We start from the raw sequence: 15,391 nt of genomic DNA, 5'->3' as shown, positions 1-15,391 counted from the left end.
AGAGAATAGAGGTTAAAAATAAACGGTTACTGTCCCCATAACCCAAAATGGGAGCCCAATGAGTACTTTATCATAGTTATAGACTCTATCTCCTTGGAAGCCAGTTCCGGTTGGAAACCAATAATGATTATCAGTAATATTATAGCATTGGAGCTGAACTTTCCATCTGTTCGTTCCATAAAAGAAGCTTGCATTTAAAGTATAATCAATGGGGATGCGAGTAGCATAATCATAGGAAAGAAACATTCCACTTTGGATCCACAGCCAGAAAGAAGCTCCAAAGCCATGATCTGATTTGTATGTTACCATAGTGGTTCCATGTTCATGAGGAAATCCGATGAAAGGATAAATGCCTGTTGGTAAGGTAACATAGGGATCGACTGGCAAGTTATAAAGAGCGGCAACTGCTGCTGAGTAGTTCTGGATAACTGTTGGTCCAGTCTGGGCAGCACTCTGTGTCCAAAATTCCTCGCCAACCAGGTAATCAAAGCCAAAGTTAAAAGACCAATTTGCATTTGGTTGATAGGTTCCAGCAAGTTCAGCACCTATTACATCAGCCGGAGTGATAGGAGTAAATCCTCCAGGAAGAACAGTAACAGGAAAAAAAGTGGAATAATAAAAGCCTTCTGTAGAAAGAAAAAGCTTGTCATGATACAAATTAAATTTAACTCCTGCTTCATACATTGTTGTTGTTAAGTGGTAATATTTGCTTGTAAATTCAGGACAAAAAGCGCCTAAGACGTCCATTGCAGCTACTTGAGCATAAGCATAAGTAAAATAGGCATTCATCCAAGGGTAGGGTTTATAACTGAGACTGGCATTTACCTGTGGCTCCAAAATCGAGTAATAGCTTTGAAGCATCAAGGGAGGAGGGGTCCCAGGCGGATCACTGTTAGCAACTATATACCACTGCAATCTGCTGCCGAAAATGAAAGACCATTTTTCTCCAAGAGAAACAACATCTTGGATAAAAGGAGAAAATTGAAAAAACTGTGACCTGGCAGTCGCAAAATTGTCGGTATTATAAGTAATGTAAGGGATCCCTGGAATAGGAATATCAGTTAAATAAATATCCTGTGCCCTTAGCGCTTCTGACATCGTTACTGGAGGAAGAAGATTAGAACGACTTAATGGCTTTGCCATATTCCAGAAATTATCAGCTATTCGGCTTGTTTCGGTATAATCTGTATTGTTCTGGAACCAAAAAAACATTCCACCATCGAGCAGATGCTTCGTGGATAAGCCAGCAAGATTGGTATGAAGCTCAGCTTGAGCTTCTAGCCGGTGTTCAATTAACCAATCTCCAGGTGTATACGCCCAATTAGAGTTGGCAAGGGGATTTTGCAACATGGATAGATATTCAAACATTGTATTATTAACTATCCGTAGATCGTCAGAAACTTTAAGAGTCTGAATCACTTGGGCCACTCCATAATTTAGGAAATTCCCTGACCCTGCCAAATTAGCAAGGTTATTCCTCAGACTGATAGGTAGCTGAGGCCCCCATTGAATAACATAACCTTGGCCGGGAACCGAAGTGCCAATTCCCGGATGAAAATTCCCATTGGGGCCTAACCACCCAATCATATTGCCACTCTGATACAACCCTGAATCGATCAGCGCTTGGTCAGGACGATTAATCCCTAGAGGAAGATTAAAACCAAGAGTATCCCATTCAACATTAGAGTCTATCCAGTAGTTTTCGGTCGGCTTGGCTGACACAGCTAAGTAAAAATCCTGACTATGCATATAGGCTCCTTCATAATAACTGCCAGAATATTGTCCAGCGTAGTCAAACCGGTAGGCCGCCTTTCCATTGGCAAAAGGACCACCAATGTCTATATTCCACCTATTCTGATCATACATCCCAATGGAATACTGGGCAGCGCCTCTAAACTTATCAAAATAAGGTTGTTTAGTAATTTGATTGGCATAACCCGATGCCATTTCTCTAGCACCATACACTGCCGTCACTGGCCCTTGGACTATATCAATATTTTCATAGGCATAAAAATTAGGAAGGATTCCAGAAGTCCCATAACTTTCAAGTCCTACCATCATACCATTTCGAAAGACGGTAGCTGGGAGTCCACGAATAAAAGGTTCTACTGAATAATCACCCGCAGGAGCCATTGTGGTGAGAGAAGGGACTAAGGGAGCAAGATCATCATACCCCATCAGATTTCCTGGAGCTACGGTATTTAATGCCTCACGAGAAACCTGGGTAATCTGCCTAGGGGTTTCAAATAGACTCATTTCAGGCCCATAGGCTGAAGTTAAAGAGGAAGCTGGACCTTCTATAGCCTCTGCACTGACTTCCACTGTTGGGAGGATTATTGATTCATTTTGATTTGCCTGCGGTTTTAAACCGTCTGAACCAAAGTCACCTTGAGATGATGGAGCGGAAGCGATGCAATACAAATTAAAGAAGAACAAAATAAAGAATAGAAGTAAGCACATTAAAATAGATGATAATAGATGATAATTTATTATCAATAATTAATTCAACTTATAATCTCCATATTATAAGAGCAACTAGAAGGTTTTTATGATTTAGCCTTGTCTAAAATTATTAGGCTTGCCTAATTTTTAAGTCAACTTTTATTTTTAATCATTCTGCTGATCTATGTGGCTTTCCCCTCCCAACAAAGATTGAGGGAGTCCTATATAACCAACCATTCCTTCTCCTACTTTTCCTTTTATTTTCGACAAAACCTTGTACACTTGGATTGTCATAAACGTTGAAAAACAAAGCGCGCGTATGAAAATCCATTATTTTGGCCATTCTTGTTTTGGTTTAGAAGTAGGGAGTTCTTATCTGCTCTTCGATCCATTTCTTACCCAGAACCCGTTGGCTCATTCGATTAAAGTGGAGAATCTTCATCCGCAGTACATTTTGGTCTCTCACGGCCACTTCGATCACATTTCAGATGCAGCTCAAATTTCAAAAGACAATCATGCTCCCATTCTTTCTAACTTTGAAATTACTCTTTGGCTGGAAAAGCAAGGGGCAACTCAGATTCTTCCCATGAACCTTGGGGGATCAAGGAGTTTCAATTTTGGAAAAATCTATTTTGTCCAAGCCGCTCATTCCAGCAGCCTCCCTGATGGTTCCTATGGAGGTACAGCCGGCGGATTTATCGTAGAAAGTCCAGAAGGAATCATTTACTACGCGGGCGATTCTGCCATTATCTCAGAAATGAAACTTTTTGGAGAACTTTTTAAAATAGATATTGCTCTGCTGCCTATTGGAGGAGTATTTACCATGGGCATAGACGAAGCCATCTATGCCGCAAAGCTACTCAATTGCAAGCAGGTCATGGGAGTCCATTTTGATACTTTTGATGCGATCAAAATCGACCATGAAGAAGCCAAAGCAAAATTCCAGGACGAAGAGATTCCATTCCACCTTCTCAAAGCTGGCCAATCTCTTGAAATTTAACCAAATACAAAGGACCCAACTAAGTTTTTTTTGCTTCAGCCTAATCTTTTGGCCCTATAATATTCAACCAGCCCTTGACAAAGCCTTTTGGGAAAGGAAGGGCCATTATACACAAAACCAGTAAATACTTCGAGCAAATCTGCTCCCGCTTCTATTTTTTCAACCGCATCGGCAGTATTAAAAATTCCTCCTACTCCAATGACTGGAAGACGCCCAAGACTTTCTTTTTGACAAAACGGATCAACTCTGTGGAAATTTTGCTCAGCGGTCTTCCACTTATCCCTCCCATATGTCCCCAGGGTCCTTTAGCAAGCATGGTGTTCGCTACAACCACTCCCCCAGCCTCTTTTTCGATAAGGACACTCAAGATATCAGCAATAGTTCTCAGTTCGATGTCAGGTGCAATTTTGACAAGAATAGGGCTTTTCGGGACCATATTGATAGAGTTTAACGCTTCTAAAATGAGCTCCAATCTCTTTTTTTCCTGTAACGATCTTAGCCCAACAGTATTGGGAGAGCTGACATTGACGACAAAAAAATCAGCTAGATCCTTAAAATAAGAAAAACATTTTTTATAGTCCTCTGCTGCTTCCTCTAAAGGAGTCAACCTGTTTTTCCCAATGTTTATCCCAATAGCTATTCTGGGTTTTCCCTTCGTCATAAGAAATTTCCTCAACCTTTGCGAAACCTTCTCTGCTCCCTCACTTGGAAAGCCTAGGGAGTTCCAAAGAGCCTCACTTTGTGGTAATCTAGTGAGCCTAGGCTTTGGATTGCCAGTTTGAGGCAACGGAGTCACCGTTCCTATTTCCACAAAACCAAAACCAAGAGATTCCCAGGCTTGTAACCCAATTCCATTTTTATCGAATCCAGCAGCAAGCCCTATGGGATTAGAAAAATGAATCCCCCAAAGTTCTTTTTCCAACCCTTTGACTTCCATTAGAGGAGAGAAAAGAGCCCTAGACAAATAACCAAAAAAAGGCTGACTTAATACCTTCAAGCTGCAAAGATGCACCAATTCAGGATCCAAAGAAAAAAGTAACGGCCGTAAGAGATTATAGATCATCAGTCATTTTCCAATGCAAAATTTCTGAAAAATTTTATCCAAAATATCTTCCGAACTTATAAAGCCGATCACTTCCCCTATTGCTTCTAAACCATATCTTAACTCGCTACTAATAAGCTCAGGAAGCCACTTTTCTCTAATCCCCATTATCCCTCTTTTAACCGCTGTTAATACCTTCTCTATTGCCACCGCTTGTCTGGAATTGATTCCATAGGAAAAATCGCGAGGAAAGAATCCAGTTAAAATATCTTTTATCTTTTCTTCAAGCGTATCAATTCCTTTCCCCGTCACTACAGAAACAGCCAGTCTTTCTTGATTTAATGGATGAATGCCTAAGTCTGCTTTCGATGCAACCAGAATCACTCTCTGTTCAGGCAAAAGCTCATCCAAAACAAAAGGATCAGACGAAGGAGGATCAGGGGCCGAAACAAGATGGATAATCAAATCCCCCTTTTTTACTGCCTCTTTGGCTCTTCTTATCCCTTCAGCTTCTATCTCGTCGACTGATTGTCTCTGCCCGGCTGTATCAACAATCTTAACCAGAAAGGATGAAATGCGACACTCCGCTTCGATTGTGTCTCTTGTCGTTCCTGGATGTGGAGAAACAATAGCCCGGTTTTCTTTGAGCAATGCATTGAATAAACTTGACTTGCCCACATTGGGGGATCCTGCCAAAACAATTGTAAACCCCTCTTTCAAAACTCTGCTTAAAGAAGCAGAAGAGAGTAAGTTTTGAAGTTTTTTTTCAATTTCTGACAGCTTGGCAATAATTTGTTCCCCTACCTTTGGTTGAATATCTTCTTCAGGAAAATCTATATAGGCTTCCAGCTCAGAAATAATATCGATCAACTCTTCGCGTATCACCAGCAAAGCTCTAGATAAACCACCTGATTGCAACGCTTGAGCCGATTTTAAAGCCAATGATCCGCCTGCATGGATAAGATCAATGACAGATTCCGCTTGCGTTAAATCGATTTTCCCATTTAAAAAAGCCCGTTTAGTAAATTCACCAGGGGCAGCTAGCCTTGCTCCAAGCTTTTGACAAGCCTCAAGGATCTTTTCAACTATAAAGGGATTACCGTGGCATGATATCTCCACCATATCTTCGCCAGTATACGACTTTGGAGACTTCCAATAGGACACTACGACGTCGTCTATGAGTTCCTCTTCAAAAAAAAGCTTTTTGTAATAAAGCTTTTGAGGTTCCCAATAGGGAGGTTTTTTTAACAATGAATTGATAATCCATAGGCTTTCTGGCCCACTCATCCGCACAATAGCTATGGCAGAAACAGCCGGCGGGGTTGCCGGAGCAACTATTGTATTTTGCACTTTGTCAACTTCCTTTTTGTTTTAGTACTTATCAACTATACTCTAACATTATTTAATAATTTATCTTTTTTCCATCCCTTCCCAATGCAAGAGGAAGGCTTAACAAAAGCGTCGAGGAAAAGCTCTTTTAGCTTAAGCAGACCGTAGATTAACAAAACATTGTATGGGTAATAATTTAATCTGGCAGAGGATCATCTATTTGTCTGATTTATCCCAATTCCAGCTTAAAGACAAATGTATGGATTTCAGATTCCAATTCATGAAATTGAATAGTTTGTGTTGAATCCATGGACGATAAGTCCCATTTAACGAATAGAAAACAGACTTTTGAATTGCTTCACCTGTCCAATCAGATTTCAAGATCCTCAAGAAAAGATGCTTTTTAAAAGTGAACTTTGTCCAGAGAAGCTCTTTTTATTTTTTACTTCTAAGAAAGAAAAAAAAAGAAATGTATTTCTATTTTAAGAAAATAGAAACTCAAGATAGTTAAACGAATTAGTAGTTATAGAGAACATGGAAAAAGGAATAAATAGAAGGAATATTGCGTTGCGGTTTTCTATTCGTACGACCTTTGCAATGTTTCTCATTGTTTTTTTTTCTATAGCGACTGCCAATGCATCAATTGTTAGGGAGGTTCATCAGTTTTTGATTACTCATTACGAATATTTAGATGTCTGGATCTCTCAAGAGAATCATGATGGGGAAGATGCTGAATTACTCATTAAAGATAACCATAATTCTTTTTATTTATTCAGCTCTCAGGACAGTAAATTTTCCTTTCGCCCCATCCAAAAAGATTATGCTTTTTTAGCTGCTCATAGAGCTTTGAAAAAATACACCGATCTACATTCGAGGGACGAATACGTTAAAAAAGCTTCAAAGTTTCTTGGAGTCGATGAAAACATTTTTGTTCTTCAAGATAGCGTTGAATAAAACATAAACATTCTTTTCATGCCCTCCAATCTCCAATCACAACAGCTAATAGAGAACTTCACATTCTATTGGGAAAAAAGATTTTCTCATCAAAAAAAACTTCCTGTTGAATTTCAACTATCATCAGCAGTATGCGCAAAACATAGTAAATAAAATCTGAGAGATGCAAAAAAAAGACCTAATGAATAAGAGGCAATTGAAGAAAAAGATCAACTAAGCTGATTACTTAAAAAGTTAGCCTTGCTCCTCCCCATATTCCAAAAGGAGAGCCGGGAGTAATAAAAGGCACGATTGTTCCCCCATTAGGAGCTCCAGTAAACACATTCTGGGAGATCATCCCTGCCCCAGCGTAAAATTCATTGAAAACATTGGTAGCAAAAACAAAGAGCTGGCAATATTTAGTAACAGTAACATAGCTTTGAATATTTAGTACAGAAAAGCCTCTCATCATTGGATACACATTCGCCCAATCACCATAAAGAAAGCGGCTGGAATAGTATTGGAAATCAGCTGAAACAAGCCATCTTGGTAATATCTGATAACTGATCCCGGCTTTAAACATCTGTTCCGGTAGGTTTGGGAGCCTGTTCCCTGGAGAGACAGGCACTGAAGTGCTTATTGCATTTTCCAAGAAAAGTGAGGACTGAAAGGTGGCTTCCAAAAATGACCAATTAGCAAACCAACCCAGTTTTTTGTAATTTCCCTGTAAGGTGATTTCTACTCCTTGATTTCTTTCTGCAGCCACATTTTGGAAAAATCCAGCGCTGGAATGTCCTGTATTCTGAAAAACGATGTTGTTGGCTATATCTGTTCGATAAAAGGAAAGAGCCCACGATATCTCACTTGGTTTAATCGATCCCCGAAGACCACTTTCGAAAGTCTGAGCAAGAACGGGAGCAAGCATAGGGTCGCCCAACTGTGCAATTGGTAAAATGACAGGGATGACTGGATTTGCTCCTGTAATCTCTCCAGGCATGGGAGCTCTAAAACTTTCACTATAGTTGAAAAAAAAGGTTAAATCTTTTATTTGTGGATCAAGGATTCCAAAAGCCAAAAGCGGCTGAAATGTAAAGCCGGCTGCTGGGGTTAGTTGCTGAAACCTCTCTGCGGCATTCAATGAAACGGTTTCCCCATTGTTATCTACACCAAAACCACCAATCGTGATTTGCGCATAATTGTCTCTTAAAGCTCCCGTAAGATGAAACCAGGGTGTTGGAGAAAAAGTGTCGGTCAGATATAATCCAACAAAGTCCGAATATCCTGGCACCACAAACTGTTGTTGAAAAGGAAAACCAGGAATCAATATATTATTGTAATTGGCTCCCATGGCCGCGGGATAAAAGCCAGAATTAAATATACTCTGAGACCAATCAAAACTTGCTCCTGCAACCATATAATTTTCCATGGAACCCAATTTTTTATCCCATTGTCCTTGAATCCTCGCCCCTGCTCCTGTTTGATTGATATTCCCAAAATCCCATTCTCCAGCTGGACCAAAAATGGGTGTCCCCTCTGGCTGATAGCCAACGATCGCTTGAGCATCCAACGGATAGTTAAACCCTAGAAACTGATCCACATTATTTGCGATATTTCCGTTGTTAAAAGAAAAGTCAGATTCTCTAAAATAAGCATTCCCTCCTATAGTCCATTCTTCCGTTAGGGCTTGAGTAGCAAATAGATTGACAAGGTTCAGATTGTCATGCTGAGGGTTAGGCCCTGTATAGATCATGGAATTCCCTGCCGTCTGTAACATATCCACAGGAGTAGGGCCCAAAATATTTAACAGATTATCAGCACCCGTATATTCTAAATGGACGTCGGTTCCTGTCCCCTCGTCATGATAGCCTATTTTTCCAAAAAGCTGTTTGACATAGCTTGAACTTTGCTGCCTCCAACCTTCTTGACTAAACCAGTTGCCAGACAAAAACCAATCCCATTTGCCCTTATAACCTCCATGTTGAAATTCGAGATCATTGGTTCCCCATGCTCCAGCATAATCCTGGATCATAGAGCCTGGATTGCGCCTTCCATCCTTTGTTTGAATTACCAACGCACCGCCAAGGGTATTCTGTCCATAAATAGGATTTGAACCTGGAACTACTTCCATAGTGGAAACAGCCAGCTGAGGCACATAATCCCAAAGAACATTGTTTGTAAAGGGCTCATTAATCCTTACCCCATCATAAAAAACGGAAATCCCCACAGGAGTACCAGGAATAGGCGAAGCTGCAAATCCACGATAATTGATATTAGGCAAAAAAGGATTACCGTTGAGATTGACTTCATTAACGCTAGCCATGTTCCTTTCCATAAATTGCGGTAGGCTAAACTCTTCTTGCTTTAGCCATGTTTCTCCTTTAGCTAGTTGATAATTCCCAGGTAAATTTTCCAGCGGCTGACCCATCCCCGGCAAAGGTGTTACGGCTATTACTTGCACTTCAGGAAGTTGGCTGACGGTTTCTTCTAGAGTCCTTTGCGTATAAATAACTTCTGGATTTTCTGGCTTATAATCTTGTCTATTCCTATCAGAATCAGCAGACTTTTTAGCTGTTTTGGTTTTGGATTGAGTTTCCATCCCAGGATTATCTGGATCCAACCCTACGGCTACAGTCGATTCTTTTTGGCTTGTTGGCTGATCTTCAGACCCAAATCCAGCGTTTGCTAAGAACAACAAAAAAAGAGCCATGCCCAGAAACGCAATCATTGAGACCCTTTTCATAGCGATGCGATCTCTTAGCAAAAGGCATGCCAAAAGATTTGTAGGTATCAAAGAGCCTGATTTTTTAAAGGGAAGGAAAAAATGTTGAAAAAAAAATTATAATTTTAAAGAAATAAAAATAAATCTTGGGCGAAATTCCACCCAAAAGTTTATGCTTCAATTTTCTTTATAAAAAAAGACATAATAAATTCCATACTCACAACTTCTTATTCCCCATCAGAGGACTCCCTCTTAAAGGGAAAAGAGAGCAAGGAATAACAAAAAAAAGGAAAGAGCGGGCTCCTTTCAACGAGCCCACTCCTCACTTGTCGTTTTATTTGACAGAATGCATTTGGGCGACAAGATCTATGTATTCTTTGGCTTTGTCAGCAAGCTTGTGTGTATAAGTCATTTCAGAGCTTTCTCCTAGTCCTTGACTATGAAGCTCCTTCATTGTTTTGCTTTCTAAGACGCTATTTATAAGGCTTCTGGCTTCCCTTATGTGATGTCTGCCATGATCGATCGATAGTTCATCGATTCCAGGAGACATTCCCATTTCACCTAGCATGATAAGATTAGAACCTTCGGCTGCCATTTCAACAGCGTGATTAATCATTTCATGCATATGATGAAATTTCATCGTCGTTCCTTGTTCATGATGATGTCGATGCTGAGTCTGGCCATAAAGCGGAACGATGCCAGAGCCAAATCCTAAAAAAGCAAGGCTGGACAATAAAAGTGCAATTTTTTTCATAATTTTTCTCTCTCCTTTTTGTTTAATCCTCAAGCCAATCCCTAACATTTTCATAGAGAAAGACTTTAATGTATTTTATCTCATTTGCTTAAAAAGAAAAAGTTGAAAAACAAGCATCTAAAGAAAACTTTTCAGAACAAAAGAGACATTAAGGGCGAGATGGGATTAAAAAACAACTGGCATACAAAATGCTTTGTAAAGAGGGCTGCGGAGGCTCATGAAAACCATTGATACCTCCTCATGAAGGCCATAACGATCTATTCAATGCCGTTTTATAATAGCCTCCACAGCTTTCTAAGAAAAAACATACTCCCTAGCTACGATTTAAATAGGGGAAACGGTTTTGATTTATCTTGCTTGCTTTTCTTTCTTTTGAAGTGGACAGCGCATATTCTCGACAAAGTTCGGCACCAAAAAAGAAAATTTGAGAACAGTAAAATATCCAAAGTAGAAGCATTATGGCTGATCCTCCAGCGCCATAAATCGTTGCCACAGCACTCTTTTTTAATGAGATCCATAATAGGGATTTCCCAATAAAAATTAAAGTGGCGGCAAAAACCGCTCCAAACCAAACATCTTTGAAACAAACTTTAGTATCGGGTAAGATTTTGTACAGTAAAGCAAATACAAATCCTTCTGCAATAAAACTGGCCAGTTGAATACCTTCGGGGATATATTTTTTTAATTCTGGAGAAAATTCTCTTAAAAAAGAAGCGGTTTCTAAAAATGTTGTGGACAATAAAAGAAAAAGGAGCAGTAACAATCCAGAAAAAAAACGATAACAAAAGAAAAAAATTGTCTTTGGACAAAATGCCATATCCCGGCTTCCTTGCCGGGGACTATTTCCCATATTTCATTAAGAGATTTTTGTAATTCCATAAATGCTCCAGAAGCACCAAAGAGCAACGAAAAAATCACGGTAAAGAGCTCTCGAGGGTTTTTCCAAAACTCAAAAGAAATATGAAATGGATAATTCTTAAAAAGATTGATAGATTCATCCCCTAAAATTTGTAAAAGAATGAATAGAATTTCTTGATTGACTTTTATTGGATCAAGGAAAAGGCTGGCGAGAGAAACGAGTACTAATATGAGCGGAATAATAGAAAATAGGATATAACAGGAAAGGGCTGCTCCCATTTTCGAAGCATTATGTTTTATCCATCCCCAAGCAGCCCCTTTAAAAAGATTAAAAAGAAATTTCATATAGCAGATGTGTTGATGATTATGCTATTTTGGAGCTTATTATTTTTTGACCTTCTTTATCTTATATCTTTTTTAAGTAAATAGAAAAGAGAGGTTCTGTAGAGCGATGAACGGCTTTCTATCTTGAATATTCTTCCTAAGAAAATAAAACATGACAAAAACGATTAACCTGATTCTTATCCTATTTTTAACGGTCGTCATCATCCTTTTTCTATGGCAGGATATTGCTTCAAAAATCGAAATGAAATACGATGATCTCATTGCCGAATATGCTCATGAATATGGAGTTGATCCTCTGCTCATCAAAGCGGTCATTTGGAAAGAAAGTCGTTTTCGACCTCAAAAAATAGGGAAAAATGGGGAAAGAGGCTTAATGCAAATTAGAGAACCTGCACTCAAGGATTGGATACAGAAAGAAAAAGCCCAACCTATTTCTATCGATGCCCTTTTAGATCCTAAGTTAAACATTCAAATAGGTAGCTGGTATTTAGGCCAGGCTTTGCAACGATGGCAGAAAACGGATAATCCTGCTGTTTTCGCTCTTGCTGAATATAATGCAGGAAGACGCAATGCGCTGCATTGGGTGGATCCTCAAAATCCAACAAGTTCTGCAGCTTTTTTACAAAAAATCGATTTTCCTTCGACCAAAAGCTATATCTTAAAAATTCTCGAACGCTATAAAGAATATAAAAACGGGTTTTTTTGGCTTTCTTGGAATGAGGTGCTTACCTTCCTTGGAGGAGAAGATGGAAAGGAAAATCTTTCCAACAAAAAAACTCAGCAGCAAGATTTTAAAAAAGATCTTCCCATTGAAAAGCAGGGCCCTTAGCTCAGCGGATTAGAGCGGCTGACTACGGATCAGCAGGTCACAGGTTCAAATCCTGTAGGGCCCAAAAAAAGAAACTGTGTTTTCTATTGTAAAAAACCTTTTTTCCATTCCGTTAGCCCTCCCATAAACTACTACCACAAGGCTATTTATGGGATGATTTACGGCTTATGAGGATCTGGTTAGAAGCCTGACCCTAAAGGGATAGAAGAGTATCACAAAAATGGTTGATTTGATTCTTCCATTGAATATATAAAAAAAATACACGATCCTATTATGTTTGATAGGTCGTGTTTGCTCTTAAAGGATTTTCTTCAGAAGCGGGTGTAGTTCAATGGTAGAACGGCAGCCTTCCAAGCTGCACACGAGGGTTCGATTCCCTTCACCCGCTCCATTTTTTTAAGATTTCTTTGCTATTTTTTTCTATCTATAGCTTCGTCTAAATAAGATATTTCTCGACTTCTTTATAGAGAAAACTATTTATATATGTTTTACTTAGCACAAATGATCTCTAACATTTTGGTTAAAAGATTTATTTTCGTTTTGTTTTGTTCTTTTGCGCTCTTTGTTATAAGTCAACAACTTAGCCATGCAATAGAGAGCTCCAACGATCCATTGATCGAAAACAATGACAATGATAGCAGTCCACAAGCAGGAAATACTCAAGGAAGCTTTGAAAACGAACCCTTTACTGAAAACACTCCGGATGCATCTCCAGTATTGACTGAAGAAGAAAAAAAGGCATTAAAACAAAAGGAAAAAGAAGAGAAAAAAGACTTAAAAAACTAGAAAAAGAAGAAAAGAAACGAAAAGAAGAAGAAGAAAAAAAGAAAAAAGAACAAGAAAAACTAGAAAAAAAACAGAATCATTCCTCTTCGGTTAATAATTCAGCAGATAAAAAGCCTGGATCCGAACGAGTTTACATCATCCATAGAATTTTGCCTGCTATCTGGTGGAACGTTAATCCTTCTGAAAAAGTAACCAAGCTTGAGATCAACCTCAGCGAACAAAAGCTCTACGTTTATCAAGGGGGCAGACTGGCTGCGATCTCTCCCATTTGTTCTGGAACCAAAGATCATCCCACTCCCCTTGGAAGATTTACCGTCATCAATAAAGAAATTCTTCATCGGTCAAACAAGTATGGCTGCTTCGTCGATTCAAAAGGAAAAATAATCTACGCTAATGCCACAGTGGGGATGACTCCCCTGCTGGGCTTCATTATGAGCCAGCTGACATGCCCTTTTTCCTTAGGCTAACTGATGACGGCGTTGGTCTTCATGGGGGCTATTTGCCTGGTTATGCTGCTTCGCATGGCTGCGTAAGGCTTCCGAAAAGTTTTGCTCAAGATCTTTACCCCCTCGTTCCCTTAGGTACTCCTGTTGTCGTGAGAGATTAAAAGAAAGAACACAACTCAATTAAAAAAACATTTTAGCTTCTAATATTAACAAGCTCTTTCCTTATTTTTTCTAGGAAAAAGTAAGGATCGATTTTTTGAATCCTCTCATCAATGATTTCTTTTCCGATGGTAAAATGATAAAGAGATTGCCATTGTTTATCGTTTATTCCGAGCAGTCTATGGCATTCATCATCGAAAAAACAGCCTATGCCAGTTCCTCTAAATCCACTGGCTTCTGCTTCAAGATAAAGAAATTGGCCTAAGAGACCGCATTGCCAAAAAAGCTCCGGATAAACAGTTGGGCCAACAAGTTGGAGAGATTTCTCAAATTCAACAATGATGCCAAGCGAGAAAAACCCATTAGAAGCTATCGATTGGTGACAATGAATGGTTTGAACAATCCTTTCTGTGCGAAACGGCTTAAGAAAGAAAAAAGGAAGAGGTGCAAAGATGATTTCCCATAAAAAGTCTTGATCTAGCATTTGGGTAATTCTTGCTAGATCCGAAGAAATATTCAAAAGATATAATCCTCGAGGCAGTCCTTCGATCCGATTGACAAAGAAAAGTAAAGCCACGATAAAATTTTCTCTAAAAAGATCAAATGGAAACTTTCGATTGCTCAGAGTACTTTTTATTTTTTGAAGCAGAAGACGAAAATGGTCCTTATCAAGCCAGGCTTTACTGTCCATAGCCTGAGCACTCCTCCTTCTTCTAATAATTTCTCTTGCAGCAATCTCTCGATCAAAGGAGGGAATACTTTGTGAATCATTCGGAAACAGTTCTTTATCTAATTGTATTGCAATAGGGAAAGAAGAGGCTTGCTGGCAGGCTTCGCTGATTTTTTCTATTATAGGCCAAGGAAAATGTTCCTTACTGAGTCTATTGGGAATGCCAAAAAGCGTCTTAGGAATAAGTTTTTTAAATTTTTCTTCTGTTATGAAAAGCTGTGGCTTTTTCTTTTGTGGAGGACTGATTAATAAAAGTGTTTCTGGATGTTCTTTTTCCATTCCTCTTTGAGAAGCAATTCCTAAGATAGAGCCAAGCAGCTCCGTGCCTACTCCTTCGATCATATAGGTATTCCAGCCAAGCATGGCAGCCGCGTAACTGATCGTTCCTAAAACATGTCCGATGTCCAACTGGCAATATCTATAGGCTCTTTCTCCATATTTCCAGGATTCTCTCCAAAAAATAGAACTTATTCCAACAAGAAAAAATTGATTAGTCAGTCCCCATTCCCTAAGGAGATTTTTTCCTAGGATAGCCCTTTTTTCTAAACAATGATAAAGAGCACAGTAATGGTATAAAGCCGTTTCGGTTTCTTCATTCCCTATCGCATCGAGTACTAAATATACTTCGGTAGGATGGAGATTGCCGCTAGAAGGGTTTATTCGCAAACTCCAAGGCATAAGCCCTGGAGCTGATTTCCAAGCAGAGATAGCTAAACTATCCAATAAAAAAAGACTGATCGACTCCATAGAAATAGGTTGCGGATCGATAGACTTAAAGCCAAGGGAATCAAAAGACGGAGAAGGAATGTCTTTTAGTATTGGCAGAAAAACTTTAAATGCCCCTTCATAAACACGGAACAGGAAAGGTTCGTTTTCCCAATCAAGGAACATCGGGGAGGGAGCATATGCTTGAAGCCGATGCTTTGTTCTCTCATGGTAGTCAAACACAGCAAAATACCGTTCTTCTAAACTCTTTCCCATCTTTTTAAAATAGCAGAAAAAAAAAGGCCAACGACCAA

At 39.2% G+C, this 15,391-nt stretch carries 15 protein-coding genes and 2 tRNA genes; 8 read left to right on the top strand and 9 right to left on the bottom strand.

The features are described from left to right. Positions 1-12 precede the first annotated feature (12 nt). Complete coding sequence (locus tag kam1_RS00685) at positions 13-2,460, bottom strand: TonB-dependent receptor (protein WP_039722159.1); 2,448 nt, start codon at positions 2,458-2,460, stop codon at positions 13-15. 301 nt (positions 2,461-2,761) lie between these two features. Between kam1_RS00685 and kam1_RS00680 the strand changes: the two genes are divergently transcribed. After that, the gene (locus kam1_RS00680) at positions 2,762-3,442 is read left to right on the top strand and encodes a metal-dependent hydrolase (protein ID WP_039722158.1); all 681 of its coding nucleotides are present in this window, start codon (positions 2,762-2,764) and stop codon (positions 3,440-3,442) included. Between the two features lie 35 nt (positions 3,443-3,477). Here the strand turns inward: kam1_RS00680 and kam1_RS10960 are convergent, their stop codons facing one another. The 3 genes from kam1_RS10960 to mnmE are packed head-to-tail and all read right to left on the bottom strand — an operon-like array spanning position 3,478 to position 5,834. Further along, on the bottom strand, positions 3,478-3,597 hold the full coding sequence (locus kam1_RS10960; RefSeq protein ID WP_276507667.1) for a hypothetical protein: 120 nt from the start codon (positions 3,595-3,597) through the stop codon (positions 3,478-3,480). Between the two features lie 35 nt (positions 3,598-3,632). Continuing rightward, entirely contained in the window at positions 3,633-4,505 is an 873-nt protein-coding gene (locus kam1_RS00675) for a quinone-dependent dihydroorotate dehydrogenase (protein ID WP_276507630.1), read from the bottom strand. Positions 4,506-4,508: 3 nt separating this feature from the next. Continuing rightward, positions 4,509-5,834, bottom strand: a complete 1,326-nt coding sequence (gene mnmE, locus kam1_RS00670; RefSeq protein WP_143958154.1) for a tRNA uridine-5-carboxymethylaminomethyl(34) synthesis GTPase MnmE — start codon at positions 5,832-5,834, stop codon at positions 4,509-4,511. Positions 5,835-6,347: 513 nt separating this feature from the next. Here mnmE and kam1_RS00665 point away from each other — a divergent pair. Further along, positions 6,348-6,767, top strand: coding sequence for a hypothetical protein (locus tag kam1_RS00665; RefSeq protein ID WP_039722157.1), 420 nt, complete (start codon positions 6,348-6,350; stop codon positions 6,765-6,767). Between the two features lie 226 nt (positions 6,768-6,993). Here the strand turns inward: kam1_RS00665 and kam1_RS00660 are convergent, their stop codons facing one another. The 4 genes from kam1_RS00660 to kam1_RS10950 form a co-directional block, all read right to left on the bottom strand. Beyond that, complete coding sequence (locus kam1_RS00660) at positions 6,994-9,471, bottom strand: TonB-dependent receptor (RefSeq protein ID WP_244946099.1); 2,478 nt, start codon at positions 9,469-9,471, stop codon at positions 6,994-6,996. Between the two features lie 328 nt (positions 9,472-9,799). Next, a complete protein-coding gene (locus kam1_RS00655; RefSeq protein ID WP_039722181.1) occupies positions 9,800-10,219 on the bottom strand; it encodes a hypothetical protein in 420 nt (139 codons plus the stop codon). 313 nt (positions 10,220-10,532) lie between these two features. After that, positions 10,533-10,958: a YihY/virulence factor BrkB family protein gene (locus kam1_RS10955; protein ID WP_276507629.1), complete on the bottom strand. Its 426-nt coding sequence runs from the start codon at positions 10,956-10,958 to the stop codon at positions 10,533-10,535. Continuing rightward, positions 10,940-11,422, bottom strand: a complete 483-nt coding sequence (locus kam1_RS10950) for a YhjD/YihY/BrkB family envelope integrity protein (protein WP_276507628.1) — start codon at positions 11,420-11,422, stop codon at positions 10,940-10,942. The genes kam1_RS10955 and kam1_RS10950 overlap by 19 nt, the downstream gene beginning before the upstream one ends. A 151-nt stretch (positions 11,423-11,573) precedes the next feature. Here kam1_RS10950 and kam1_RS00645 point away from each other — a divergent pair, with 151 nt between their 5' ends. The 6 genes from kam1_RS00645 to kam1_RS10945 all read left to right on the top strand — a co-directional run bounded on the left by kam1_RS00645 (position 11,574) and on the right by kam1_RS10945 (position 13,644). Beyond that, the gene (locus kam1_RS00645; RefSeq protein WP_079254297.1) at positions 11,574-12,251 is read left to right on the top strand and encodes a lytic transglycosylase domain-containing protein; all 678 of its coding nucleotides are present in this window, start codon (positions 11,574-11,576) and stop codon (positions 12,249-12,251) included. Continuing rightward, positions 12,242-12,315 (top strand) — tRNA-Arg (locus tag kam1_RS00640). The genes kam1_RS00645 and kam1_RS00640 overlap by 10 nt, the downstream gene beginning before the upstream one ends. 253 nt (positions 12,316-12,568) lie before the next feature. Continuing rightward, positions 12,569-12,642: transfer RNA gene (locus tag kam1_RS00635), tRNA-Gly, on the top strand. 110 nt (positions 12,643-12,752) lie between these two features. Further along, a complete protein-coding gene (locus kam1_RS10305) occupies positions 12,753-13,037 on the top strand; it encodes a hypothetical protein (protein WP_244946098.1) in 285 nt (94 codons plus the stop codon). 149 nt (positions 13,038-13,186) lie between these two features. Further along, positions 13,187-13,504, top strand: coding sequence for a L,D-transpeptidase family protein (locus kam1_RS10300; protein WP_276507627.1), 318 nt, complete (start codon positions 13,187-13,189; stop codon positions 13,502-13,504). Continuing rightward, positions 13,483-13,644, top strand: a complete 162-nt coding sequence (locus kam1_RS10945; protein ID WP_276507626.1) for a L,D-transpeptidase family protein — start codon at positions 13,483-13,485, stop codon at positions 13,642-13,644. Before kam1_RS10300 ends, kam1_RS10945 begins: the two co-directional genes overlap by 22 nt. A gap of 32 nt (positions 13,645-13,676) precedes the next feature. Here kam1_RS10945 and kam1_RS00625 read toward each other — a convergent pair whose 3' ends face one another. Continuing rightward, positions 13,677-15,353: a nitroreductase family protein gene (locus kam1_RS00625; RefSeq protein ID WP_039722179.1), complete on the bottom strand. Its 1,677-nt coding sequence runs from the start codon at positions 15,351-15,353 to the stop codon at positions 13,677-13,679. Positions 15,354-15,391 lie beyond the last annotated feature (38 nt).

Origin of the sequence: Methylacidiphilum kamchatkense Kam1, assembly GCF_007475525.1 — a bacterium.
Classification (GTDB): domain Bacteria; phylum Verrucomicrobiota; class Verrucomicrobiia; order Methylacidiphilales; family Methylacidiphilaceae; genus Methylacidiphilum; species Methylacidiphilum kamchatkense.
The sequence above is the reverse complement of the archived record's forward strand: the minus strand, read 5'-3'. Positions and strand labels throughout refer to the sequence as shown.